This window comes from Komagataeibacter sp. FNDCR2, from assembly GCF_021295395.1.
Classification (GTDB): domain Bacteria; phylum Pseudomonadota; class Alphaproteobacteria; order Acetobacterales; family Acetobacteraceae; genus Komagataeibacter.
This window is the reverse complement of record NZ_JAIWOU010000001.1, coordinates 1,097,255-1,121,355: the sequence shown is the minus strand read 5'-3', so window position 1 is coordinate 1,121,355 and position 24,101 is coordinate 1,097,255. Positions and strand designations below refer to the sequence as shown.

Annotated in this window: 27 protein-coding genes; 17 read left to right on the top strand and 10 right to left on the bottom strand. The window is 64.9% G+C overall.

Translation table 11 applies throughout. The features are described 5' to 3' along the window. Nucleotides 1–26: 26 nt before the first annotated feature. The 3 genes from hslV (at nucleotide 27) to LDL28_RS05335 (ending at nucleotide 2,460) form a co-directional block, all read left to right on the top strand. Nucleotides 27–620, top strand: coding sequence for an ATP-dependent protease subunit HslV (gene hslV, locus LDL28_RS05345; RefSeq protein WP_233057545.1), 594 nt, complete (start codon nucleotides 27–29; stop codon nucleotides 618–620). After that, nucleotides 620–1,933, top strand: coding sequence for an ATP-dependent protease ATPase subunit HslU (hslU, locus tag LDL28_RS05340; RefSeq protein WP_233057544.1), 1,314 nt, complete (start codon nucleotides 620–622; stop codon nucleotides 1,931–1,933). The genes hslV and hslU overlap by 1 nt, the downstream gene beginning before the upstream one ends. An 80-nt stretch (nucleotides 1,934–2,013) precedes the next feature. Beyond that, entirely contained in the window at nucleotides 2,014–2,460 is a 447-nt protein-coding gene (locus LDL28_RS05335) for a SufE family protein (RefSeq protein ID WP_233057543.1), read from the top strand. 148 nt (nucleotides 2,461–2,608) lie between these two features. Here LDL28_RS05335 and hpnR read toward each other — a convergent pair whose 3' ends face one another. Then, the gene (hpnR, locus tag LDL28_RS05330) at nucleotides 2,609–4,153 is read right to left on the bottom strand and encodes a hopanoid C-3 methylase HpnR (RefSeq protein ID WP_233057542.1); all 1,545 of its coding nucleotides are present in this window, start codon (nucleotides 4,151–4,153) and stop codon (nucleotides 2,609–2,611) included. A gap of 381 nt (nucleotides 4,154–4,534) precedes the next feature. On the opposite strand from hpnR, the gene LDL28_RS05325 reads away from it, so the two are divergent. Further along, a complete protein-coding gene (locus tag LDL28_RS05325; protein ID WP_233057541.1) occupies nucleotides 4,535–4,846 on the top strand; it encodes a hypothetical protein in 312 nt (103 codons plus the stop codon). Between the two features lie 8 nt (nucleotides 4,847–4,854). Here LDL28_RS05325 and LDL28_RS05320 read toward each other — a convergent pair whose 3' ends face one another. Further along, nucleotides 4,855–5,415, bottom strand: coding sequence for an HNH endonuclease (locus LDL28_RS05320; RefSeq protein ID WP_233057540.1), 561 nt, complete (start codon nucleotides 5,413–5,415; stop codon nucleotides 4,855–4,857). Between the two features lie 220 nt (nucleotides 5,416–5,635). Between LDL28_RS05320 and gluQRS the strand changes: the two genes are divergently transcribed. From gluQRS to LDL28_RS05305, 3 genes are all read left to right on the top strand, one after another. Next, on the top strand, nucleotides 5,636–6,514 hold the full coding sequence (gene gluQRS / locus LDL28_RS05315) for a tRNA glutamyl-Q(34) synthetase GluQRS (RefSeq protein ID WP_233059196.1): 879 nt from the start codon (nucleotides 5,636–5,638) through the stop codon (nucleotides 6,512–6,514). Between the two features lie 63 nt (nucleotides 6,515–6,577). Continuing rightward, nucleotides 6,578–7,780, top strand: coding sequence for a pyridoxal phosphate-dependent aminotransferase (locus LDL28_RS05310; RefSeq protein ID WP_233059195.1), 1,203 nt, complete (start codon nucleotides 6,578–6,580; stop codon nucleotides 7,778–7,780). Between the two features lie 11 nt (nucleotides 7,781–7,791). Next, a complete protein-coding gene (locus LDL28_RS05305; RefSeq protein WP_233057539.1) occupies nucleotides 7,792–9,018 on the top strand; it encodes a pyridoxal phosphate-dependent aminotransferase in 1,227 nt (408 codons plus the stop codon). 10 nt (nucleotides 9,019–9,028) lie between these two features. On the opposite strand, the gene LDL28_RS05300 is transcribed toward LDL28_RS05305, so the two are convergent. Further along, nucleotides 9,029–9,508 (bottom strand): hypothetical protein, encoded by a 480-nt coding sequence (locus LDL28_RS05300; RefSeq protein WP_233057538.1) that lies wholly within the window; start codon nucleotides 9,506–9,508, stop codon nucleotides 9,029–9,031. Nucleotides 9,509–9,552: 44 nt separating this feature from the next. Next, a complete protein-coding gene (locus tag LDL28_RS05295; protein WP_233057537.1) occupies nucleotides 9,553–9,939 on the bottom strand; it encodes a hypothetical protein in 387 nt (128 codons plus the stop codon). Between LDL28_RS05295 and LDL28_RS05290 the strand changes: the two genes are divergently transcribed. Both LDL28_RS05290 and LDL28_RS05285 read left to right on the top strand, forming a co-directional pair. Next, nucleotides 9,934–10,140, top strand: a complete 207-nt coding sequence (locus tag LDL28_RS05290; protein ID WP_233057536.1) for a hypothetical protein — start codon at nucleotides 9,934–9,936, stop codon at nucleotides 10,138–10,140. The genes LDL28_RS05295 and LDL28_RS05290 overlap by 6 nt on opposite strands. 522 nt (nucleotides 10,141–10,662) lie before the next feature. Beyond that, nucleotides 10,663–11,217, top strand: a complete 555-nt coding sequence (locus LDL28_RS05285) for a gluconokinase (RefSeq protein ID WP_233057535.1) — start codon at nucleotides 10,663–10,665, stop codon at nucleotides 11,215–11,217. A gap of 24 nt (nucleotides 11,218–11,241) precedes the next feature. Here the strand turns inward: LDL28_RS05285 and LDL28_RS05280 are convergent, their stop codons facing one another. Both LDL28_RS05280 and LDL28_RS05275 read right to left on the bottom strand, forming a co-directional pair. After that, nucleotides 11,242–11,805 (bottom strand): cob(I)yrinic acid a,c-diamide adenosyltransferase, encoded by a 564-nt coding sequence (locus LDL28_RS05280; protein WP_233057534.1) that lies wholly within the window; start codon nucleotides 11,803–11,805, stop codon nucleotides 11,242–11,244. 19 nt (nucleotides 11,806–11,824) lie between these two features. Continuing rightward, nucleotides 11,825–12,382, bottom strand: coding sequence for a DUF4142 domain-containing protein (locus LDL28_RS05275; RefSeq protein WP_233057533.1), 558 nt, complete (start codon nucleotides 12,380–12,382; stop codon nucleotides 11,825–11,827). A 491-nt stretch (nucleotides 12,383–12,873) separates the two neighbouring features. On the opposite strand from LDL28_RS05275, the gene LDL28_RS05270 reads away from it, so the two are divergent. Then, nucleotides 12,874–13,251 (top strand): DUF423 domain-containing protein, encoded by a 378-nt coding sequence (locus tag LDL28_RS05270; protein WP_233057532.1) that lies wholly within the window; start codon nucleotides 12,874–12,876, stop codon nucleotides 13,249–13,251. Beyond that, the gene (locus tag LDL28_RS05265) at nucleotides 13,248–14,198 is read left to right on the top strand and encodes an SAM-dependent methyltransferase (protein ID WP_233057531.1); all 951 of its coding nucleotides are present in this window, start codon (nucleotides 13,248–13,250) and stop codon (nucleotides 14,196–14,198) included. The genes LDL28_RS05270 and LDL28_RS05265 overlap by 4 nt, the downstream gene beginning before the upstream one ends. On the opposite strand, the gene LDL28_RS05260 is transcribed toward LDL28_RS05265, so the two are convergent. From LDL28_RS05260 to LDL28_RS05245, 4 genes are read right to left on the bottom strand one after another with little or no spacing between them, the layout of a single operon-like run. Beyond that, nucleotides 14,193–14,495 carry a hypothetical protein gene (locus tag LDL28_RS05260; protein ID WP_233057530.1) on the bottom strand — a complete coding sequence of 101 codons (303 nt, stop codon included), beginning with the start codon at nucleotides 14,493–14,495 and terminating at the stop codon, nucleotides 14,193–14,195. The two genes, LDL28_RS05265 and LDL28_RS05260, sit on opposite strands and share 6 nt — an antisense overlap. A 40-nt stretch (nucleotides 14,496–14,535) precedes the next feature. Further along, nucleotides 14,536–16,209: a M3 family oligoendopeptidase gene (locus tag LDL28_RS05255; protein WP_233057529.1), complete on the bottom strand. Its 1,674-nt coding sequence runs from the start codon at nucleotides 16,207–16,209 to the stop codon at nucleotides 14,536–14,538. Nucleotides 16,210–16,258: 49 nt separating this feature from the next. Next, complete coding sequence (locus tag LDL28_RS05250; RefSeq protein ID WP_255663095.1) at nucleotides 16,259–18,196, bottom strand: OPT family oligopeptide transporter; 1,938 nt, start codon at nucleotides 18,194–18,196, stop codon at nucleotides 16,259–16,261. 14 nt (nucleotides 18,197–18,210) lie between these two features. Then, a complete protein-coding gene (locus LDL28_RS05245; RefSeq protein WP_233057528.1) occupies nucleotides 18,211–18,789 on the bottom strand; it encodes a hypothetical protein in 579 nt (192 codons plus the stop codon). Between the two features lie 261 nt (nucleotides 18,790–19,050). Between LDL28_RS05245 and ispH the strand changes: the two genes are divergently transcribed. From ispH to LDL28_RS05215, 6 genes are read left to right on the top strand one after another with little or no spacing between them, the layout of a single operon-like run. Then, nucleotides 19,051–20,040, top strand: coding sequence for a 4-hydroxy-3-methylbut-2-enyl diphosphate reductase (gene ispH, locus LDL28_RS05240; RefSeq protein ID WP_233059193.1), 990 nt, complete (start codon nucleotides 19,051–19,053; stop codon nucleotides 20,038–20,040). A 13-nt stretch (nucleotides 20,041–20,053) separates the two neighbouring features. After that, nucleotides 20,054–21,025 carry a homoserine kinase gene (locus LDL28_RS05235; protein ID WP_233057527.1) on the top strand — a complete coding sequence of 324 codons (972 nt, stop codon included), beginning with the start codon at nucleotides 20,054–20,056 and terminating at the stop codon, nucleotides 21,023–21,025. Then, on the top strand, nucleotides 21,022–21,522 hold the full coding sequence (gene rnhA, locus LDL28_RS05230; RefSeq protein WP_233057526.1) for a ribonuclease HI: 501 nt from the start codon (nucleotides 21,022–21,024) through the stop codon (nucleotides 21,520–21,522). Before LDL28_RS05235 ends, rnhA begins: the two co-directional genes overlap by 4 nt. Beyond that, nucleotides 21,519–22,244, top strand: coding sequence for an ABC transporter ATP-binding protein (locus LDL28_RS05225; RefSeq protein ID WP_233057525.1), 726 nt, complete (start codon nucleotides 21,519–21,521; stop codon nucleotides 22,242–22,244). The genes rnhA and LDL28_RS05225 overlap by 4 nt, the downstream gene beginning before the upstream one ends. Continuing rightward, nucleotides 22,241–23,020 carry an ABC transporter permease gene (locus tag LDL28_RS05220; protein WP_233057524.1) on the top strand — a complete coding sequence of 260 codons (780 nt, stop codon included), beginning with the start codon at nucleotides 22,241–22,243 and terminating at the stop codon, nucleotides 23,018–23,020. The genes LDL28_RS05225 and LDL28_RS05220 overlap by 4 nt, the downstream gene beginning before the upstream one ends. Nucleotides 23,021–23,079: 59 nt before the next feature. Beyond that, nucleotides 23,080–24,003 carry a nucleoside hydrolase gene (locus LDL28_RS05215; RefSeq protein WP_233057523.1) on the top strand — a complete coding sequence of 308 codons (924 nt, stop codon included), beginning with the start codon at nucleotides 23,080–23,082 and terminating at the stop codon, nucleotides 24,001–24,003. Nucleotides 24,004–24,101 lie beyond the last annotated feature (98 nt).

Below are 24,101 nucleotides of genomic sequence, written 5' to 3'. Positions count from 1 at the left end.
CAGGAGAAGGTTTTATCTCTATCACCATGCAAGATCATCATTCATCTTCCCATGACCCGGTCGGGTGGCATGGTACGACCATTCTGTGTGTCCGGCGCGCAGGCCAGGTGGCCATGGCCGGCGATGGACAGGTGACGCTGGGCGCCACCATCATCAAGGGCAATGCGCGCAAGGTGCGCCGTATCGGCCCCACGGGGCAGATCCTTGCCGGGTTCGCCGGGGCCACGGCGGATGCCTTCACCCTGCTGGAACGGCTTGAAAACAAGCTCGAACGCTACCCCAACCAGCTTGAACGCGCCTGTGTCGAACTGGCCAAGGACTGGCGAACCGACCGCTACCTGCGCAGGCTGGAAGCCATGATGGCCGTGGCCGATGCCGAACGCTCCTTTACCCTGACCGGCAATGGCGATGTGCTGGAGCCTGAAGACGGCATCATCGCCATCGGGTCGGGCGGCAATTACGCGCTGTCCGCCGCGCGCGCGCTGCTGGGGATCGAGGGGCTCGGGGCGGTGGATATCGCACGGCGGTCCATGAAAATCGCCGGTGACATCTGTGTCTATACCAACCATTCCGTCATTGTGGAGACACTGGGCACGGATACGCAGGACGGAGCGGCGTAATGGAACTTCCCAATCATTCCCCGCGCGAGATCGTATCCGAACTCGACCGCTACATCATCGGCCAGGGTGACGCCAAGCGGGCGGTGGCCATCGCGCTGCGCAACCGCTGGCGGCGCGCGCAACTGCCCGATGCGATGCGTGAGGAGGTCGTGCCCAAGAACATCCTCATGATCGGGCCGACCGGCTGCGGCAAGACCGAGATCGCACGCCGTCTGGCCAGGCTGGCGCAGGCCCCGTTCCTGAAGGTCGAGGCCACCAAATTCACCGAGGTCGGGTACGTGGGCCGCGATGTGGAAAGCATCGTGCGCGACCTGGTGGAGGTCTCGATCAACATGCTGCGCGACCTGCGCCGCAAGGATGTGGAGGCCAAGGCCGAACTCGCGGCTGAAAACCTGCTTCTGGACGCGCTGGTGGGGGAGGGGGCTTCCGCCGAGACGAAGAACAAGTTCCGGCGCATGCTCCGCGCGGGGGAACTGGAGGCCAAGGAAGTCGAGATTTCGATAGCCGAGGGCGGCACTCCGTCGCCCGCGGACATGCCGAACATGACGCCGGGGGCCGTCATCAATTTTTCCGACATGATGAAGGGCTTCATGAACCGCATGCCGCAGCAGCGCCGCATGACGGTCGCCGCCGCCCGCGCCGCCCTGATCCGGCAGGAAGCGGACAAGATGCTCGATACCGACGCCCTGACGCGTGAGGCCGTCATCCATGCGCAGGATCACGGCATTGTCTTCCTGGACGAGATCGACAAGGTCTGCGCCCGCGCATCCGAAGGCGGCTCGCGCGGTGGCGATGTCTCGCGTGAAGGGGTGCAGCGCGACCTGCTGCCGTTGATCGAGGGCACGACCGTTTCCACCAAATACGGCCCCGTGCGCACGGATCATATCCTGTTCATCGCTTCCGGCGCGTTCCATATCGCCAAGCCCTCCGACCTGCTGCCCGAATTGCAGGGGCGGCTGCCCATCCGGGTGGAACTGGCGTCGCTGACGCGTGAGGACCTGCGTCGCATCCTGACCGAGCCGGAACATTCGCTGCTTCAGCAGTACGTGGCGCTGATGGGCACGGAAAAGGTCACGCTGTCCTTCAGCGACGATGCGATCGACGCGCTGGCGGAACTGGCGGCGGACATCAATGAACGGGTCGAGAATATCGGCGCGCGGCGTCTTGCCACCGTGCTGGAACGCCTGCTGGAAGAGGTCTCCTTCACCGCCGCCGACCGCGCGGGGCAGGCCGTTGTCATCGATGCAGGCGACGTGCGCGACAAGGTTGCCCCGCTGGCCAGCAAGGGTGATCTGAGCCGCTTTATCCTGTAAGGCGGATACATGGAAGGCCACGGTCGGGCCGGATGCCGGTGGGCAGGACCCGACCGATTTCACGCGTAACAGGAAAGATGATGACCGACCCCTTCGTAAAGCCCGAGGACGATACCGCCGCCGACGCCATTGCCGAGATTGGTGATGAACTGGCCCTGTTCGATGACTGGATGCAGCGGTACCAGTACATCATAGAACTGGGCCGCAAGCTGCCGCCCTTCCCGCCACAGTGGCAGGATGACGCGCACCGCGTGCCGGGCTGCCAGAGCCAGGTATGGATGGAAGCGCAGCCAGGGGACGGCGTCCTGTATCTGGCCGGGGCGTCGGACGCGGCCATCGTGTCGGGTCTGGTGGCGTTGCTGCTGCGGGTTTATTCCGGTCGCAGCCGGGAGGAAATTCTCAATACGGATCCGGGCTTCCTGCGCGACCTCGGGCTGGTGCAGGCGCTGTCCACCAATCGGGGCAACGGGGTGGAAGCCATGGCGCAGGCCATCCGCAAGGCCGCGGCGGCGCTGCCGGTCGCGTAAAGGCCGGGCTGCGCCCGTTCCTTATGTTATCGCTCATGATGGAAAAAGCGCCCGATATTCCATAGCGTATCCGTCAACAGGACCCCAGGGCATGAAAAAAGGCCGGTGCATATGCACCGGCCTTTTTCATTCCAGTCTGTCCGCGCGGTCAGTCAACCGTGCTCATGCGGGTTTCATCGACGAACTTTTCGGTATCGTCATCCAGCTTGCGCGACTTGCGGCCAGCCGGGCCATGGACATACAGCGTCGTGCGATCGACCTGCTGGTCCGTGCCTTCGGGCTTGAGCGGCATTTCATATTTCGGCTTCTGCGCGTGGTCGGCCATCTGCAGCTTCGGGTTGAAGACCGAATTGAACTTCCAGATCATGGTCAGGAAGTTGGTCTGCCCACGCAGCGCCAGACGCAGCGCAATGCCCAGCGTGTCCTTGATCGCGCTCCAGCCCAGATGCTTGTTGTTCAGGATCTGCTGGGTCTTGACCAGTTCCTCATAGAACTCGTTCAGCGGCAGGGTGGTCGGCATCACGGCGTGCTGGATGTCGAACAGGCGGTAGTCGCGCGTGGTCAGCTTGCGGGACTCGCTTTCCCATATCTCGGTGCCGGGATAGGGGGTGGTGACCGAAATGTTCACGATGTCCGGGATTTCCAGGCACCACTGGCGGATCACCTCAAAGCGTTCGCGGTCCCATGACGGATCGGCGATCAGGTTGATGGCCACGATCAGGTCCAGCGAGCGCGCGTAATCCAGCGCCTCGAAGTTACGATCCATCGACACGCGCTTGCGGAACCGCTTCAGCCCCTCCGCATCGACCGCTTCCAGCCCGATGAAGATGTAGCTCAGCCCGATTTCCTTCCAGACGCGGAACACTTCCTTGTTGCGCAGCAGGACGTCCGCGCGGGTTTCAAGGTAATATTCTTTCTGGATGTTGCGGCGCTTGATCTCGTTGGCGATGGCCAGGCCGTGTTCGGCATGCACGAAGGCCACGTCATCCACGATGAAGATGCCGGGCTCCTTGATTTCCTGCAGTTCCTCGCCAATCACCTCGGCGCTGGCGGTGCGGTAGGAGCGGCCATAGAAGGTCCATGCACTACAGAACGTGCAGTCCCACGGGCAGCCACGCGCGAATTCGATGGACGCCGCCGGATCCAGCGTGCCGATGAAGTATTTGCGGCGATGGCGCAGCAGGTCACGCGCGGGGCGGACTTCATCAAGGCTTTCAACGAAGATGGGCGGCGGGCCTTCGCCATCCATGGTCACGACGCCGGGCACGGTGGTCAGGTCGCGGCCCTGTTCCCATGCTTCCAGCAGCGGGCCGACGGTGGCGTCGCCTTCGCCCTTCAGGATGCAGTTGACCGCCCCGTCGGACAGGGAAAGCACATCACGCGCGATGAACGAGATGGAATGCCCACCCAGGAACAGGAACACGTTGGGCAGGCGCCGGCGCGTTTCCTTGCACAGGTCAATGATTTCGGGAACATTGGCCAGGTAGTTGCCCGAAAAGCAGACCGCGTGTGGCCTGAACTTTTCGATACGCTCCCAGTAATCCGCGTGTTTTTCGACCTGCAGGTCGATGATGTCCACCTCATGTCCCTTGTTGCGCGCGGCGCCGGCAACCAGTTCAAGCCCCAGCGGTTCGAGACGCAGGAAGACCTTTGTGTACATGAGTGAGCTTGGATGGACGGCCAGTAATCTCATTCTTCTACCTCAGGCATCGATGGGGGACGGTGACAATGCGTGACAGGCATACGCAATCCTGAAGCAAATTTACAGTCAGGTAGTCCTGTATTTATAATTCTTATATATCACGCATGATTTACAAAAAATCAGAATAACGAGTGAGGGTGGCAATATAACCGCCCGCTGTCATCCGGTTCACGGTAATATCACCTATGCATCCAGATAATACCTATGCACGATTTGTGGTATTCCCTGCGTGGCGGGACTGATTTCCGTACCCGGCATTTCACGTAAGGCACCCATGCATTGCGGGCACGGCGGGCCGGGGGCGGGGCTGTGTCCCCTATCGCCGCTGGCGCTTTCGTGGCAGTGTGGCGCGGCTTAAGCGACGGGGTCGAGATGAAGCTGAAACTTGTGGAAAAACTGCCCGTCCGGCTCGGGCTGCTGGCATGCGGTCTGGTTGTGCTGGGCGCATGTACACCCGAAATCGGGCGCAAACCGTTCCAGAACGACGTAAAATGCCTGCGTGAGCAGATGGGCACGGCCATGCAGCTCAGCTTCCCCATCGCGGCCAATACCTGCCAGCGCATGAGCGACCACAACATCATCTTCGCTGAAAACAAGCACACGCATCCGCTGCCGCTCAACCTGCGTGGCGCCCCGGATCTGCAGAAGCTGGCGGACCAGTACGACTACAGCTACACCAGATAGCCGGTCGGCTAGTTTTCCAGTTCGGTATCCCAGTACAGATAGTCGCGCCAGCTTTCATGCAGGTAGTTGGGGGGGAAGGCGCGGCCGTTTTCCTGTAGCCTGCGGCTGGACGGGCGGATGGGCGTGCGGTTGGGGTACATGCGGATCTGGTGCGGCATGTACGATCCCTTGATCAGGTTGCACGGGCTGCACGCGGTCACGACGTTTTCCCAACTGGTGCGCCCCCCCTTGCTGCGGGGAATGACGTGGTCGAATGTCAGTTCCTGCGTGGGGAAGCGGGTATTGCAGTACTGGCAGGAAAAATTGTCGCGCAGGAAGACGTTGAAGCGGGTGAAGGCGGGCTTGCGGGCGGCGGGGATATAGTCTTTCAGCGCGATCACGCTGGGCAGGCGCAGGCTCTGGGTGGGGGAGCGGACAACCGTGTCATATTCGCTCAGCACCGATACGCGGTCGAGCCATACGGCGCGGATGCTGTCCTGCCATGACCACAGGGATAGCGGGTAATAGGAGAGCGGCCTGAAATCGGCATTCAGGACCAGGGCGGGCAGGTATTGACTGTCACAAGGCACGGACGCATTCCTTTCCGAATGCCGACGCACAGTTCTCAGGCATACTCTGTTCCGAAGCGAACGCCTGTGAAGTGCGTCGTCGTCAGGTAACTTCCGAATTAATTGCAGACCCCGCCGGGTGTGGCAACCCGTGGCGGCCAGGCCGCATCCACCCGGTTCCGCGCCCACGAAAAGAGGAAACAGGGGCGGTTTTTCGCTATATACCTGTTTTGCCATGGGAATGACAGAAATTACCCGTTTTGCCCCCAGTCCGACGGGGCATCTGCATCTCGGCCATGTCGCGTCGGCGCTGGCGGGGTGGCGCGCGGCCATGGAGTCGGGCGGCACGTTCCTCCTGCGGGTGGAAGATATCGACACGGTGCGCTGCAAGCCGGAATTCATCGCCGACCTTTACACGGATCTGGAATGGCTGGGCCTGTCGTGGCCGCGGCCCGTGCGCCGCCAGTCCCGGCACATGGCGCAGTACCGCCACGTGCTGGACACACTGGACGCGCGCGGCCTGCTTTACCCGTGCTTCTGCACCCGGCGTGATATCATGGAGGCCGCAGGCGCCCCCCACCACGCGCCCGATGGGGCCATGGTCTATCCCGGCACCTGCCGTAACATGGATCCGGGCCGCCGCGCGGCGCTGCTGGCGGCGGGCGCGCCCCATGCGTTGCGGCTGGACATGGCGCGTGCCCTGCGCCTGCCCGGCGCGCGGGACCTGACATGGCATGAACTGGGGCATGGCCCGCAGGCATGCCAGCCCGAACAATTTGGCGATGTCGTGCTGGCGCGCAAGGACGTACCCGCCTCCTACCACCTGTGCGTGACCCATGACGACGCCATGCAGGGCGTGAGCCTTGTCACGCGCGGGGAGGATCTCAGGGCCGCGACGGCGCTGCATCGCCTGTTGCAGCACATCATGGGCTGGCCCGCGCCGCGTTACCGCCACCATCCGCTGCTATGCGACGCCACGGGGCGGCGGCTGGCCAAGCGCGATGGCGCGGTTTCCGTACGTGCCATGCGTATGGCAGGCATGACACCGCAGCAGGTATGTAATGCGGCCGGGGCGTCCGATCACATCTGCGCTGTTTCCTCCGCCGTGGGTTCGCTCTAGGCTGCTGCCGCATCGCCCGGCAGCGTGCCGGATGTCATTCACTGTTTTATGGATCTTGATACCATGGATCTCACCGCCGCCCGGCTGGACCGGATCAGCCCCAGCCAGACGATCGCCATCTCAACCAAGGCGCGTGCGCTCAAGGCGGCGGGAAAGGACATTATCAGCCTTTCCGCCGGTGAGCCGGATTTCGACACACCGGACACGATCAAGCAGGCCGCCATGCGCGCCATCGCCGCCGGTGAGACCAAGTACACCGATGTCGCGGGCACGCCCGCCCTGCGCCGCGCGATCGCGGAACGCTTCAATGCCGATAGCGGGCTGGATTACACGTGGGATGAGGTGATCGTCTCCAACGGTGGCAAGCAGATCATCTATAACGCCATGGTCGCGACCATCAATCCGGGTGACGAGGCGATCATTCCCGCGCCATGCTGGGTGTCCTATCCCGATATCGTGTCGCTGGCCGAAGGCACGCCCGTTATCGTGCCGTGCGGCGCGGAGCATGGCTTCAAGCTCCAGCCCGCGGCGCTGGAGGCGGCGATAACGCCCCGCACCAAATGGCTCCTGCTCAACTCCCCCAACAACCCCACGGGGGCCGCCTATTCCGCCGGGGAACTGCGTGCGCTGTGCGATGTGCTGCTCCGCCACCCCGATGTGTGGATCCTGACAGACGATATCTATAACAAACTGGTCTATGACGGCTTTCGCGCCCCCACGGTGGTCGAGGTCGAACCCCGCCTGCGCGCGCGCACGGTCACGATGAACGGCGTATCCAAGGCCTATGCCATGACCGGCTGGCGCATCGGGTATTCCGCCGCCCCCGTGCAGCTTACGCGCGCGATGAACAAGTTGCAGAGCCAGTCCACCTCCGGCCCGTGTTCGATCAGCCAGGCCGCCGCGGTCGAGGCGCTGACAGGGCCGCAGGACTTCATCGCCACCATGGTCGCCACCTATCAGGCGCGGCGTGACCTTGTGGTGGCCATGCTCAACGAAGCCAAGGGCCTGCACTGCCCCGTGCCGGAGGGGGCGTTCTATGTCTTCCCCTCGCTGGTCGCCTGTCTGGGCAAGACCAGCCCGGGGGGCACGCTGATCGATACGGATGAAGCCTTCGTGACCGCCCTGCTGGATGAGGAAGGCGTCGCCGCCGTGCATGGCAGCGCGTTCATGTTCGCCGGGCATTTCCGTATTTCCTACGCCACCGATACGGAAAGCCTGAAGGAAGCGTGCCGGCGCATCCAGCGTTTCTGCGCGGCCCTGCGCTGAGGGGCAGGATCATGCCTAATGAAGGAGAGGGCGCGCACCCGCTGTTCGCGCAGCGGATGGAGCGCCTGGGCGTTCCCGCCACCATCGCCATGGCCCAGCGCGCGCGCAACCTGCGCGCGCAGGGGGAAAAGGTGCTCTCGCTGGCGCTGGGCGAGCCTGATTTCGCGACCCCTCCCGCCGTGATCGAGGCCGCGCATCGGGCCGCGCTGGACGGGCAGACCAAATATCCGCCCGTCGATGGCACGCCCGCGCTCAAGGACGCCGTCATCCGCAAATTCGCGCGTGAAAACGCGCTGGACTACGCGCCTGCCGAAATCATGGTGTCCAACGGGGGCAAGCAGGTCATTTTCAATGCCTTCATGGCCACTGTGCAGCCGGGTGACGAAGTGGTCATTCCGCGCCCGTACTGGGTCAGCTACCCGCTGATCGTGCAGATATTTGGCGGCACGCCGGTTTATGCCGACTGTTTCGAGGCCGATGACTTCCGCCTGACACCTGCCGCGCTGGAAGCGGCCATCACGCCCCGCACCAAGTGGCTTGTACTCAATTTTCCCAACAACCCGACCGGCGGCACCATGGGGCGCGACGATCTTGAAGCCCTGGCCGAGGTACTGCGCCGCCACCCGCAGGTGCATGTCCTGTCGGATGAAATATATGAACATCTGATTTATGGCGGGCAGCGGCATGTCTCGTTCGCGGCGGCGGCGCCCGATCTGAAAGACCGTATCCTGACACTGAACGGGGTGTCGAAAGCCTATGCCATGACCGGCTGGCGCGTGGGGTATGTGGGCGGGCCAAAAGCCCTGATCCGCGCCATGACCGCCATCCAGGGCAGCGCGACCTCGGGCATCTGTTCCATAAGCCAGGCGGCGGCGGCGGCGGCGCTGGATGGCCCGGCGGATATTATCGCGCAGATGCGCGCGGTCTATGCCCGGCGGCGCGAACTGGTGGTTTCGACCCTGCGGCGCATACCGGGTCTGACCTGTGCCATGCCGCATGGCGCGTTTTATGCCTATCCGGGCGTGGCCGGGTGCATGGGGCGCACGACCGCTGGCGGGCAGTTCCTGAAAACGGACGAGGATTTCGCCATCGCCCTGCTGGCGGAGCAGCACGTGGCCGTGGTGCATGGCAGCGCGTTCGGGCAGGGGCCGTACCTGCGCCTGTCCTATGCCACCAGTGATGAAATCCTGAAGGAATCCTGCGCACGTATCGCAAGGTTTGTCGAAGGGCTGAGCTGAGGGGAAAAGCTCAGTCCGGGTCGGGCGTGGGGGGGCAGAGCAGGAAAACCCCCTCCGTCACGATGGCGGGCAGCAGCATCATGCCCAGCGGCAGGCCCGAAAAGCCGATAGCCCCGGCCGATGCCACGCACGCGCCCATATAGCCGATGCGCCCGCCCAGCCGCTCGGCAATGACGAACAGGAAAACCGCCCCCAGTTCCAGAACGGCGGCGACACCCAGCCGCCACGGATGCATCTGTGTCTGCATGCCCATGTCGGACAGGAGGCGCAGCAGCGCGGGCGACTGCCCCATTTCACCGCCCAGCCCGAACATGAAGGAAAAGGGCAGGATCAGGACCCCGAGTATATCGCGCAGCAGGTTGATCAGCCCGCTTGCCAGCGGCAGCATGACCTGCAGGGCCAGGCTGGCGCTGGTGCAGGTCGCAACAATGACAAGGCCGATCTGACGCTGGCGCGCCGCCGGGTTGTGGCGGGGATCGTTGGAATCCATGCGGTTGCCTTACCGGCGATGCCGGCGGGATGGCGCTGTCAGGATCAGCGCAGCCACCACTTGACCGGTTCGGGCTCATCCTGCGCCGTGTCGTCCGTATCCGCCACCATATCCGCGGGGCGCGCACGGGGCGTTTCGGACGTGCGGGGCTTCACCTTCTGGCGGTTCAGTTCTTCACGCAACTGGGCGCTTTCCTCGCGCGCGTTGAACAGTTCGGCGCGCAGGGCCAGCATTTCGGCTTCCCTGGTGGCCAGTTTTTCCTTGTGTTCGGCTGCGATGACATCGGCATGGCCGATGCGGGTGGTCAGCGAGCGGATCTGGTTCTGGGCTTCGGACAGGCGCAGTTCGGCCTGTTCGCGCAGCTTCAGTTCAAACTGTACCTTGTGGCGCAGGTGTTCGGTCTCGCTCCGGTCTTCCTGCTGGGCATGCATGACCCGGGGTGTGGCGCGCCCGGTGACGAGGGACTAGTGTTCGACGCGTACGTCGCCATCCTGCACGAATTTGCGGCGGCGTTGCGTGGAATCGGTCTGGCGCGGGGCGCGCTGTTTGGGTTGGCCGGACTTGGCGCCCCCGGCATTGCGCGGCGCGGATTTACCCTTGCCCAGCCGTTCAAGGGCCTGCCGGAATGCTGATTCATTTACTTCATCCCGATGGGAGGTCTGGTCTTCTTCCTTCGGTAAGGAAAGAAAATCGTTATAAGATGACACAGCAGAACTCTCGATAACTCAATGCGCCAAGAGGAATGTGGCTAAAATCGTATTTTAGGAATCTATTCCTATGCCCGATATTCTAATGGCGCTGTTTTTTGGTAATTAATTACGTATATAACGCCCTTTCCTTGCGCAAAGCAAGGGCATAACCCGCTTGTCAGTAAATAACCGCCGCAATTATCGTGACATAATGTTTTTTAAAATAAAGTACGCGGGTGGCGGGGCATCTGGTGGGCGTAAGGCGGGGAATTTCTTCTGGCGTGCTGGATGGCATGATGAAAATATTTTTTAATATTCCCGAAGATGCTGGCCTGCGTTCTTCCCATTGCCCCTGTGCCCGGGCCACGCACTTGCATTGTGCCCGCCGCGTGGTCCAGATAGGGGCTGATATGAATTTCCCTGATATTATCCGGCAGATACGGAATGTGTGACACCCAGCAGAATATGGATTCGGTTTCCCTCTCGCACCGGCTCAGGAAAGCAGGCAGGCCCTGCGTCCTGATCGTCATGGGCGTTTCGGGGTGCGGCAAGAGTACGGTGGCCCGGCTTATCGGTGATCGCCTTGGCTGGCCCGTCATCGAGGGGGATGACCTGCACCCGGCGGATAACATCGCCCGCATGAGCGAGGGCACGCCCCTTACCGATGCGGACCGCGCGCCCTGGCTTGACCGCATCGCGGAACAGGTCCGGGAATGGGGTGAGCAGGGGCAGTGCGGCATCGTGACCTGTTCATCGCTCAAGCGGAAGTATCGCGAGCGTATTTCCGGCGGCAGCGCGGATGTATGCTTTGTCTATCTCAAGGGCAGCAAGGACGATATCGCGCCGCGCCTGCGTGAACGTACCGGCCATTTCATGCCCCCGGCCATGCTCGACAGCCAGTTTGAAACGCTGGAGGAGCCGGACATGCATGATGAGGTGGTGCTGAAACTCGACGTCACCGCCCCGCAGGAACATCTGGCCGATCTGGCCTGCTCCCACCTGTCCCGCCTGCCCACGTAAGGCGGGGCGGGGAGACGCCTTCGCTCAGGGCGGGGGTGAGGCGGGCCGCCATGTCAGGTCTTTCGCCCCGTCGTCATTAAGGTGGCGGCCCAGCACGAACAGGTAATCCGACAGCCGGTTCATGCAGGCGGAAATATCGGGGGCGATCTCCGCCTGCCGGGCCAGCGTCGCAAGCCGCCGCTCGGCCCGGCGCACCACCGTGCGCGCCAGATGCGCATGGGCCGCCGCCTGCGTGCCGCCCGGCAGGACGAAACTGCGCAGCGGCGGAATGGACGCGCGCAGGCGCGTGATCTCGTTTTCCATGGCCGTCACCGCCGCCGCCGCGTGGGGAAGCGGGGGCGGTGGTGTGGCGGGCATGCAGATGGACCCGCCAATATCGAACAGCAGCCCCTGCACCCAGGCGACGAACGTCGCGTCGTGGCCTTCGGGCAGGGTGGCGCGCAGCAGGCCGATCACGGCATTGGCCTCATCCAGCGTGCCGAGGGCTTCGATACGCGTCGCGTCCTTGGCCACACGCGCCCCATCCCCCAGCGATGTCTGGCCCGTATCGCCGCCACGGGTCACGATCCGGTCAATGCGAATGGTCATGTAAGGTGCCTGCCCCGCTTCAGCGGCTTGGTTTGTTCGCGCCGAGCTTCATCGTATCGGTCAGGTGGGTCTGCAATGTATCCGCCGTGGCGGCGGCATAGGCCTTGAGTTCCGGGTCGGAGGCGGATTCCGCCTCGTTCTGGAACATGGCCAGCGCATCGCTTGAGGCCTGCGCCTGAAGGTCGAGGAAGTCGCGCTCGAATTTGGAACCGCTTTCGGTCTGGAGATGCTCCGCGATCTGCTGTTCGTCCGAACTCATTTCCTCGTGCAGTTCAAGGCCGTGTTTCAGGGTCAGGGCGGAGAGGGCCTTCTGGTTGGCGGTATGGGTTTTGAGCAGGTTTTCAGCCAGGTCGTGCACCTTGCGGCGCTTGGCCTGCGTGATCGCCATTTTGGAGATGGTGATTTCAAAACCGTTCAGCGCCGAGACGTTTCCCGCGAAAGTGGAATCGGAATCCGTCAGCGGGGGAAGCGTGGGTTCGGCGGCGACGGGGGCGGGCGGAGTGGCGGGGCGGGCCATGCCCAGGGCAGGAAGAAGGCTAACAGACGCAAAAAGGAACCAGGCTGCGCGATTTTTCATGTCATCATCTTCCTAACGGGTGAAATCCGGGCGGTTTTTTACTGATCGTGGTGACAGTTTATCAGTTTTGCACAACCATACAAAGACGATCCGCGGGGCCGGATACGCCCGGCCGGACTTTTTGACAGCGCCCGAATTCGGTGCATATCAGGCACATAGCGGTGAAATATGAATACATATCCGCCAAATAAAAACGTTGCATCACATTTCATGTATAATATTTAACAATTCCCGCCTTATTTTCAAGGAAATAACCAATATTCCCAAGTAATATTATTAAAAATAACAATAAAACCAATATTTCTAAAATATTCATACGCTTGCAGGCCGCAGCCATGTGCGCGGTCATCACATTCATTTAATGTTCCGGCATGCGGGGCCGGGTCAGGGCGGCATTGCGTCTCATTGACCTATACGATGGGCCGGTGGTGGGGGTAGGGTGGCCGACCGCGTTCCGTGCGGATCGTCATCATGTTTTGCGGATACCCCGAATGCCCACTGTCGTCAGGTTTCTTCTGTTTTTCGCGGCGCTGGCCGCGTTCACCGCCGTCATGGGGGGCGCGCTGACCGCCCATCTGCCCGACCAGTTCTTTGCCGAAGGTGGCCGCGATATGGCGCGGCAGGCCGTGCAGATGCAGATGTGGCATGCGCTGGCCCTGATCGGGATCTCGGTGCTCATGATCCAGCAGGGGTGCCGGGCGTGCATCTCCGTCGCGGGCTGTCTCATGGCGGTGGGGACCGTGCTGTTCAGCGTGGGCGTGGGGCTGACCGCCTTCTGGGGCATCCATCCCGGCCCGATCGCGCCCAGCGGGGGCAGCCTGCTCATGCTGGCGTGGCTGCTTCTGGCCGTGGGCGTGATCCGCTCATGACGCAGGCGGAGGTCATATTGCCCCCATGGACGGTGCGCGCGGCCTATCTGGCAGCCCCCGGTTTCGAGTCCGTCATGGCGCAGGAACTGGCGCGCAGGAATGCGGGGGAACTGTGCTGGCATGGGCGTCTGGCCCTGTCCGCCGAGCCGCCGGTGCCCTGCCTGTGGGCGCTTGAAACGTGGCAAGAGCCGGAAATGCACGATGTTCCATCCATCAAGGGGGCGGCGCGCATCCTGCGCGCGGTGCAGCGCAACTGGGCGGGGTATGTGCCCATGCTTCACCGCCGCAGTGCGCTGATAACGGCGGCGCTGCCACCGCTGCGGCCCAGATCCTTCACCTTTCCCGATACCGCCCCCGATGCGCATCTGGGGGCATGGACGCTGCTTGCGCCGGACCGGATGCTGTTTTCACGCACCAAGTCCTCGCCGTTCGTGAATGGGGAGGTTCCGTTTGTCGAGAACCGTACCGATCCCCCTTCACGCGCCTATCTCAAATTGTGGGAAGCGCTCCTGCGCCTTGGCCAGTGGCCCGTCGCGGGGGAGACGTGTCTTGATCTCGGGGCCTGTCCCGGTGGCTGGACCTGGGTCGCGGCGGGCTGCGGGGCGCATGTCACGGCCATAGACCGCTCACCCCTGGCGCAGAATGTCGCGGACCTGCCCAATGTCACCTGCCGGTATGAAAGCGCCTTCGGGCTTGATCCCGAAAGCTGCGCGCCGGTGGACTGGCTTTTTTCCGATATCATCGCCTATCCCGCGCGCCTGCTGGCGCTCGCGCGGCGCTGGATCGCATCGGGGCGGGCGGCGCGCATTGTCATGACCATCAAATTCCAGGGCGAGACCGATCACGATACGGCGGATGCCTTCGCCGCCATTCCCGGCGGCCATGTGCTGCATCTGTGGCACAACAAGCATGAACTGACCTTCTTCTGGCAGCGTGACCCGTCATGACGGGGTGTTGCGGCGGCTGATCAGCCTGTCCGCCACTTCCACCACGCCAACGGCCAGCAGGCAGCATACAAGGGCGACCGCCATCACGATCAGCCGCTCCTGTCCGGTGGCGTCGTTGGCCCCGGCCAGGCGGTAGACCGCCAGCCACAGGCCGGTGCCCGCCATCCGGTCCACCAGCCCCGCGACCGTGGCGCTGAAGCGCAGGCTGAGCATGAAAAGCGCGCTCAGCACGACAACGGCCAGCGTCTTGTACAGCGTGCGCGCGACCGAAGGTGTCGGGGCGGGATGTGTGGTCATGCTCTTGCCCATGGATGCGGGTTGCGGGAGAGGCGCGGCCTCAGGTGTTCAGGATATCCCGCGCCGTGCTCACGACATCGGCCAGCGCGCCCGGCTGGAAGGGGGAGTTGAGTCCCGCTGAACGGACCAGCCGCGTGAAAGGTTGCGCGCCGCCCCTTGCGCACAGCGCGACATAGGCGTCCATCGCGCCGCGCGGGTCGCTGCGGCTGCGGATCCAGAACTGCATGGCGCAGCACAGCGCCAGCGCGTAGTCGATATAATAGAAGGGGGAGCGGTAGATATGCCCCTGCGCCTGCCACCGGCCCCCCCGCGCGGGATGCGGCAGGCCGCCATAATCGCGCCATGGCAGGTAGCGCCGCTCCATCTCGCGCCATGTTTCATGCCGCTGGGCGGGGGTCATGTCGGGGCGGGCATAGATTTCGTGCTGGAAGTGATCGACGCACACGCCATAGGGCAGGAACGAGAGGGATGAGATCAGGTGCATCCGCCGGAAGCGTTCGCCCTGACCGGGTGCGACCATAAGGTCGATATGCGGCCATGTAAGGAATTCCAGCGCCATGGAATTGACCTCGGCCGCGTCCATGGTCGGCCATAACAGGTCGATGGCGGGCAGGTCGCGGCTTTTCCAGTTCTGGTAGGCATGGCCCATTTCGTGGGTGAAGACATTGATGTCGTGCTGCGTGCCGTTGAAACTGGCGAAGATGAACGGCATGCCCACCGTGGGGAAGGAGGTGCAGAACCCGCCCCCCGCCTTGTCGGGCCGGTTGACCAGATCGAGATACCCCCCATCGCGCATCAGCCCGAAGAAGGCGCCCAGATCCCCGCCCATGCGGTCGAACATGGTCTGCGCCCGGGTCATGAGCAGGTCATGCCCGCCTGCGGGGCGCGGGTTGCCGTGGGGGTCGATCAGCGGTTCATCCCATGAATACAGGACGTCCCACCCCATGGTTTCGCACCGCTGGCGCAGGATGTCATGCACCAGCGGGACGACATGGGTGCGTACATTATCCCGGAATCGCGCCACATCCGCCGGTCCGTAATCGGAGCGCCGCATGCGGCGGTAGGCCAGCGGGATGTAAGAGTCATAACCCAGCGTTCTGGCCATGCCGTGGCGCAGGTGGACCATCTGGTCAAACAGCGCGTCGAGCTGTCCGGCATTGCGTTCGAAAAAAGCCCACCGGACCCGTTCAGCTTCCTTGCGCACCGCGCGGTCCGTGCTTTCGGCATAGGGGGCGAGACCGGACAGGTTGACGCATTCCTCCCCGATCTCCAGCCGCGCGCTGGCCAGCAGCGCGGTATAGGTTCCGCTCAGCCGGGCTTCTTCCTCCAGCGCATCGGCAATGCGGGGGTCGAATGTGGTGATGTCGGTGCGCCATAGTTCAAGCGTGTGCGGCGTGATGACCTGCCCCACCGCCACGGGATCGGGATATTCCAGCAGCCTGCGTTTCAGGGCGACTTCATGGGCGGTGACATGCGGGGTCAGGGCATCGGCGTAGTCACGTTCGGCTTTGGCTTCGACACTTGTGGTGTCCTGCGCGAAGCGCAGGTTGACCAGCGCGGACCAGCTTTCATAATCGCGGCGGATCGCATCGAACAGGCGCGCCGCGTCCGGCACGTTGCCCTGGTCCAGCAGGGTCGAGACCTGGCCAAAACGCAGGGCGAGGGCATCTTGCGCGGGGCGCGGAAAAACAAGGCTGTCAAAATGGCGGGGCATGCCAGCAGGGTGCCACGGGACTCCGCCCCCCGTCCATGCCCCGCGCCACTTATCTGCCGTGCGGGCGGTACTGGGCGCGGCAGAACCACAGGCACAGCGCGCCAAAGGCGGCAAGCCCGGCAAGCTGGGGGACCATGGCGCCCATGCCCGGCGGCAGGAGCGAAAGCGGCGCGTCCCGCCCGCTCAGCGCGGACAGGCAGGCCAGCACCACCCCCGTCAGGCTCTCCCCCACGATCAGGCCGGACGCCAGCATGGTGCCGCGATGGCCTGGCGCGCCCCGGTTCAGGCGCGTTACGACATGCCCCAGGATCGCGCCGGTGGCCAGTGTCATGGAAATGCCCATGGGCAGGTAGATGCCAATGCCCACCGCCAGCGGCGGCAGCGCGCCCCGTCCCGCGCGGCGCAGGGCGGTGTCCAGCCCGATCAGTACGCATCCCGCCCCCGCGCCCAGCAGCAGCATGCTCCAGTCAAGCTGATGGAGGAAGATGCCAGACGTGATCATGAGCATGAGGGCTGGCTGTGGCGCGGCCAGCGCCTGTGTCGCGTCCATGCCCGCGCGCGGCATCGTGCCGACAAAGCCGTAAGTCTGGTACAGCACGTTCAGCACGGGCGGGATGATCATGGCCCCGCTCACGCAGCCGATCAGGAGTGCGGCTTCCTGCTTCCACGGTGTGGCGCCGACCAGCCTGCCGGTCTTGAGATCCTGAAGGTTGTCATTCGCGATCGCGGCGGAGGCGGTGACCGCCGTCAGCGCGTAAAGGCAGAAGGCGATGGCGAAATGCTGCCCCTGCGCCCCGGCGAACAGCCCCGTCGCCCGCACCAGCACGAACAGGCACGACAGCCCGATGGCCGCAAGGATCGTCACCCCCGAAATGGGGGAGGATGACGACCCCACCAGTCCCGCCATGTAGCCGCACGCCGCCGCCATCGGCAGCCCGAGGACCGCGCACCACGCAAGGCCCGCCAGTGTCGCGGCCAGTGCGGGCAGGGGGGCGACGCGGCCCGCCGCGAACAGGTAGAACATGCCGCCGATCACCACCATCACAAGGGCCGCGACGGTGCGTATGGCGCGTGGTGAAAGATCGGTTTCGGTGCGTTCGGGGCGCAGATGCGCCGCAGGGCGCGCCAGCAGGGCGCGCACGCTGTACAGCAGGGGGCGGCCCATGCGCAGCACGGTCCAGATCGCCGCGACCCCGATCAGCCCCGCACCGATGAATCGGGCCTTGTCCTTCCAGATAAGGGTAGCGAAATCCCCCGCCTCCATCCCGGCGGGGTGCGGCACGATCTGCGCCATGACGGGAATGGCCACTTCCCATGTCAGCACCGCGCCTGCGACCATGGCGATCCCGCCGGGCAGGCCGACCAGATACCCCGCCCCCAGCAGGGCGGGCGAGAACCCGAGCGACAGCCGGAAGGCGGACAGCCCCCATGTCGCGGTGGCGCTGATACCGTCCCCCAGCACCCGCAGCCCGGCTGAGGCGAAGGTAAGAAGGGCGGCAAGTCCCCCCCCATGGAGCAGGGCGCGGATGCTGCCCGTATTTTCCCGGTTCGCCCCCGCGCGCAGGATTTCCGCCGCCGCCACCCCTTCGGGGAACGGAAGGGCCGGATCCGCCAGCATGACCCGGCGCAGCGGGATGGTGAACAGGACGCCGGTCATGCCACCGGCAGCGGTCAGGACCGCGGTCTGCAGGTAGGGGAAGTGCCGCCAGGCTCCGGCCATGACCAGCGCGGGCAGGCTGGCGAACACGCAGGCCAGCGTGCCCGCGGCCGATGCCTGGGTCTGGACCAGGTTGTTCTCCAGTATCGTGCCGCCGCCCAGCAGCCGCAGCGCGGCCATGGAAATGACCGCGGCGGGAATGGATGTCGCGACCGTCAGCCCGATCCGCAGGCCCAGATAGACATTGGACGCGGTGAAGACCACCGTGATCAGCGCGCCGATCACCATGCCGCGCCATGTCAGCTCCCGGGGGGGCGGGTGCGGGGCCAAAAGCGCGCGCCCCCTTACATCTTGTGGAAGGTGGGCATGACCAGATGGGCGCGGTTGAAGTCAAGCTGCGCCTTGGTCAACTGGAAGCCGATCTCGATATGGTACTGGTCGCTATGCACGCGGCGCGAGACGGGCAGGGCGATGGGGATGTTGCCCGTATGGGTCAGGTCCTGCATCCGCCCGTCCTCGAAGGAGACATGGGCCACGAATTCCTTCTTGCTCTTGATGTCCCCGTTGAACACGACCGCCACGAAATACGGAATATTGACGAAATTGACGCGTGAGGCCGGGCCGCGCTCCACATGCAGGCCGATTTTCAGCCCCGTTATCACATTACGTTGCGACCCGGCCTCGCACGAGCCGACCACGCGTGTCAGGCTGGCGCGCGCGATCAGGTGGGTGATGTCGTGGTCCGTGCCGGAATACTGGTAGTAATCGGCTGCCTCGCTGGGAATTTCCACAACGGGGCAGGCTGGCGCGAAATCAATCGAATCGGTTGCGCTGGAACACCCGCCAACCGCGGCAAGTGTGGGCACCATGCAGAATTTCAGGGCCATGCGGCGCAGGCGCGCCAGCGGTAGGGCAGGACTCATGCGGCTATTCCGGGTCGTTCAGGGGTGGACAGAATCCCGCCGGGCCAGATGCGGCGGGGGGCGACAGGCAGATGGCCGGGTAACGGGGGAGGACAGGCATGGCAGAATACGTTAGGGTCAACGGGAAAATGGCTTGCGTCATTGCCACGGTTTGCGTAGGGCCGGACCATCGCACGGGATACCGGCGCCGGAACTCTAGCAGATCGCGGTCCGTATCCTATACCGCTCGCCGGACGTTTGGGGAACACCATGCCCGACCAGATGATTCATACACCCGATAACATTGCCCCCGCCGAGGCACCGCCCCGTGTCCTGAAAGTACTGCTTGCCGGTCCGCGCGGATTCTGCGCCGGTGTGGACCGCGCCATCCGCGTGGTGGAGGAAGCGATCCGCCGCTACGGCGCGCCGGTCTATGTCCGCCACGAGATTGTCCACAACCGCACCGTGGTTGAGGCGCTTGAGGCGCAGGGCGCGATCTTTGTCGAGGAACTCGATGAAGTGCCGGCCGATGGCCACGTCGTCTTTTCCGCCCATGGCGTGCCCAAGACCGTCCCGGCGGAAGCCGAGCGCCGCAACCTGCTTTATCTGGACGCGACCTGCCCGCTGGTGTCGAAGGTGCACCGCGAGGCCGAACGCCACTTTGCCGATGGCGGGCCGGAAAGCCGCCATATCCTGATGATCGGCCATGCGGGCCATCCGGAGGTGGTGGGCACGATGGGCCAGCTTCCCGTCGGCGCCGTCACGCTCATCAACGATGCGGAGGAAGCCCGCACGGTGCAGCCCGCCGACCCCACGCGGCTCGCCTTCATTACCCAGACGACGCTGTCGGTCGATGATACGGCCGAGATCGTCGATATCCTGCGTGACCGCTTCCCCCAGATCGAGGGCCCCCGGCGGGAGGACATCTGCTACGCCACGACCAACCGGCAGGAAGCGGTCAAGGCCATCGCCCCCGGCTGTGACCTGGTGATCGTGATCGGTTCGCCCAACTCCTCCAATTCGCAGCGCCTGCGCGAAGTGGCCGAGCGCAGCGGCGCGCCGCGCGCCCTGCTGGTGCCCCGGCTCAACGCGCTGGACTGGTCGGCGCTGGACGGGGTTGGCACGCTGGGCATCACCGCCGGGGCGTCCGCGCCGGAATCGCTGGTGCAGGAAATGGTGGCCGCCCTTGCCAAGCGTTTCACGCTTGAGATCGAGGAAATCACCGTGAAGGAAGAAAACGTGGCCTTCCGCCTGCCGGCGCCGCTGGGCTGAACCGTATCAGGGCATGGCAGTCTATACCGAAGTGCCGGAAGATGCGCTGGCTGCGTTTCTGGAAGGCTATGACATCGGCAGGCCCGTCGCCTGCCAGGGCATTGCGGAAGGGGTGGAAAACAGCAATTTCCTGCTGAAGACCACCCAGGCCACCTTTATCCTGACGCTGTACGAACGGCGCGTGAACCCCGATGAACTGCCGTGGTTCCTCGGGCTCATGCAGTATCTGGCCGAACACGGGCTGTCCTGCCCGCTGCCGGTGGCGGACAGGCAGGGGCGGACCCTGCGCATGCTGTCGGGCCGGCCCGCGGCGATCACCACCTTCCTGCCCGGCGCATGGTCGCGGCGGGTGGATGTGGATATGTGCGCGCAGGTGGGGGCGGCCATGGCGCGCCTGCACCTGCTGGGTGAAGGCTACGTGGCCGAACGTCCCAATTCCATGGGGCCGCAGTCATGGACCGGGCTGCTGGAAGCCTGCCGGGCGCGGGGGGATGAGGTACGCCCCGGCCTGGTGCGCGAGATTGGCGATGTACTGGCGCGCGTCCTGCCCGCATGGCCCGGCACGGGGAACAATCCCTCCCTGCCGCGCGGGCAGATCCATGCCGACCTGTTCCCCGATAACGTGTTCTTCCGCGATGGCAGGCTGTCGGGGCTGATCGACTTCTATTTCGCCTGTACCGACTGGTACGCCTATGACCTGGCCATCGCCCTCAATGCATGGTGCTTTGACGACGCGCAGCGTTTCGTGCCCGCGCGCGCGACCGCCATGGTGGCGGGCTACAACAGCGTCCGCCCGCTGGAAGTGGCGGAGGAAGCGGCCCTGGCCACGCTTGCCACCGGCGCGGCCCTGCGCTTCACGATGACGCGGCTGTACGACTGGATCAACACCCCGCCCGATGCGCTGGTGACGCGCAAGGATCCACTGGACTATCTGGCGCGGATGGAATTCTGCGCCGCCCGTATGGGCGAGAGGTTTCTGCCATGAGTGAGAACACGACCACGGTGGACACCCCGGCCGCGACGAGCGATGTGGTCGAGATCTGGACCGATGGCGGCTGCAAGCCCAATCCCGGCCCCGGTGGATGGGGCGCGCTGCTGTGCTGTCGCGGGCAGGAACGCGAACTGTCCGGCGGCGAGGCGGAAACCACCAACAACCGCATGGAACTCACCGCCGCGGCGGAGGCGCTGGAAGCCCTCAAGCGTCCCTGCCGCGTGGTGCTGCATACCGACAGCGAATATGTACGTAACGGCATCATGCGCTGGAGCACGGGCTGGGTCAGGCGCAACTGGCGCAATGCCTCGGGCGACCCGGTGGCGAACATGGATCTGTGGCGTCGCCTGCTTGATGTAAGCGCGAAGCATGAGATCGAGTGGAAATGGGTGCGCGGCCATTCGGGCGATGAGAACAACGAACGCGTGGACCGTCTGGCCACGAGCGCGCGCGACGCGCTGGGCATTCCCTATCCCACCCGCAGGAAATGATGCAGGCGGCGCCCGCCATCCATCTTGAAGGCGTCGGGCTGGATTTCGGGGGCGCCCCCCTGTTCCGGGACCTGGACCTGCGGATCGGGGGCGGGATCATGACCGTCCTGCTGGGCGCGAGCGGGGTGGGCAAGACCTCGCTGCTGCGTATGCTGGGGGGGCTGGTGGCGCCGGGCCGGGGGCGTATCGTCGCGGATGACGGGTTGCCGCTGTCGGGGCGCATCGCATGGATGGGGCAACAGGATCTGCTGCTGCCATGGGCCAGCATAGCCGAGAACGTCATGCTGGGCGCGCGCCTGCGCGGTGAGCCGCCGGATCGCGCGCGCATGATTCACCTGCTGGACTGCGTAGGGCTGGCGGCCCATGCCGCGGCCCTGCCCGCCACCCTGTCCGGCGGCATGCGCCAGCGCGCGGCGCTGGCCCGCGTGCTGTATGAGAACCGCCCGGTCATCCTGATGGACGAACCGTTTTCCGCACTTGATAGCGTGACCCGCGCCCGCATGCAGGATCTGGCCGGGCGCATGCTGGCGGGGCGTACCGTCGTGCTGATCACCCATGACCCGCTGGAGGCCTGTCGCCTGGCGGATAGCATGCTGCTCATGGCGGGCCATCCGGCCATGATCAGCGCGATGACCGTGCCCGGGGGGCGCGTGCCCCGCGCGGTGGACGACCCCGCCGTTCTGGCCACGCAGTCCGCCCTGTTGCGGCGGATGCTGCAATGACCGGCGTGGCTGCTGCCCGAACCGGGAAAATCCTGCGCCCGCTCATCACGCTGGCGGGGCTGGTGGCCCTGTGGTGGGGGCTGGGGCGGTGGGGTGGCATCCCGGCCTACATGCTGCCCCCGCCCGCCGCCGTGGCGCGCGCGCTGTGGACGGGGCGGGCGCAACTGCTTCCCGCCGCACTGACCACGGGGGAGGAAACGCTGCTCGGTCTCGTGCTGGGGATCGGGGCGGGGAGCGCGCTGGCGGTGGCCATGGCGTTATGGACGCCGTTGCGGCGCTGGATCATGCCGGTGGTGCTGTTCAGCCAGGCGGTGCCGGTCTTCGCGCTGGCGCCGCTGCTGGTGCTGTGGTTCGGATTCGGCATGGCGTCCAAGGTGGTCATGGCGGTTCTGGTCATCTTCTTCCCCGTCACCTCCGCCCTGGGCGACGGCCTGCGCCAGACCGAGGCCGGATGGATGGATCTGGCCCGCACCATGGGGGCGACCCGGCTGCGGGTTCTGGCGCATGTGCGCCTGCCCGCCGCCATGCCGTCCTTTGCATCGGGGGTGCGGATGGCCACCGCCATCGCGCCCATTGGCGCGGTGGTGGGGGAGTGGGTCGGGGCTTCCTCCGGGCTGGGCTTTCTCATGCAAACCGCGAATACCCGCTTCCAGACGGATCTCATGTTCGCGGCCCTTGCCGTGCTGGCGGCCATGACGGTGCTGCTGTGGTGGGGCGTGGACTGGCTGCTGGTGCGCGCGCTGTACTGGCAGCCCCGGCACGAGGATATTGACTGAACTGTTGCAACAGATCACCACCACCCATGAACCACGCAACCATGCAGGACAGGAAGCCCATGACTCGGCCCATCATTCTCGATCTGACACCTGATGCGCAGGACATGGCGGCCCTGTTCGCCGCCATGCAGGTTCCCGATCATGTGCGTCCGGTGCAGGTGCTGTTCAGTGGCGGGGCGTCACGGGTTGAAGGGGCGGTCAGGCAGGCGCGCGACCTGCTGCACCAGTACGGCATGGCGGGGGTGGGCGTGCATGCGGGCTGTCCCGGCGCGCTGGTCCCGGCGGGCATGCCCGGCCCCGCGCCGCAGGGCGAGGACGGTCTGGGCGCGCAGTACCTGGTGCAGGCGATTCGGGCCTGCCCGCCGGACAGCGTGACCATATGCTGTTCCGGCCCGCTCACCACGCTGGCGCTGGCGCTGATACAGGCCCCGGACATCCGCACGCACCTGCATGGCGTGATCATAAGTGGCGGTGCGCTCCTTTCCCCCGGGGATGCGACGACGGTGGCGGAGCGCAACATGGTGGCGGATCCGGAGGCGGCGGCCACGGTGCTTTCCATGGGCGTGCCCGTTACCCTGATCCCGCTGGACTGCACCGCCCGCCTGAACGCCGATGCCGTATGGATGGAGCAGCTTGCCCCCATGGGCGCGATGCCCGCTTCCGTCGCGGGGCGGGTGCATGCCCTGCTGGCCGCCGCCCGCACCGGGGGGGCGCGGGGTAGCGGGGTGGATATTTCGCTGCGCGCGGCAGCCCCCCTGCTGGCGCTGCTCAGCCCCGGCATCTTCAGCGGGCATCTGGCCCATGTGGATGTGGAATGCCGTGGCACGTTCACGCGCGGGATGACGGTGGCCCGGCATCTCGGCGCCCCGGGCGTGCAGCCCAATGCACTGGTGCTGGAGCGCATGTCGGTCGAGGCCGGGCGCGGCGTGCTGCGCGAACTGCTGCTGGCCGGGCGTAGTGGCGGGACCAGCGGAACCGCATAAAAATACAACGATTTGGTGCAAACTTTGGCCTTGGGCGATCATGACGGTTGCGGAACCGGCGCCCGGTCCAGTATTGGTCCCGGCAACCCGGTGTGCCT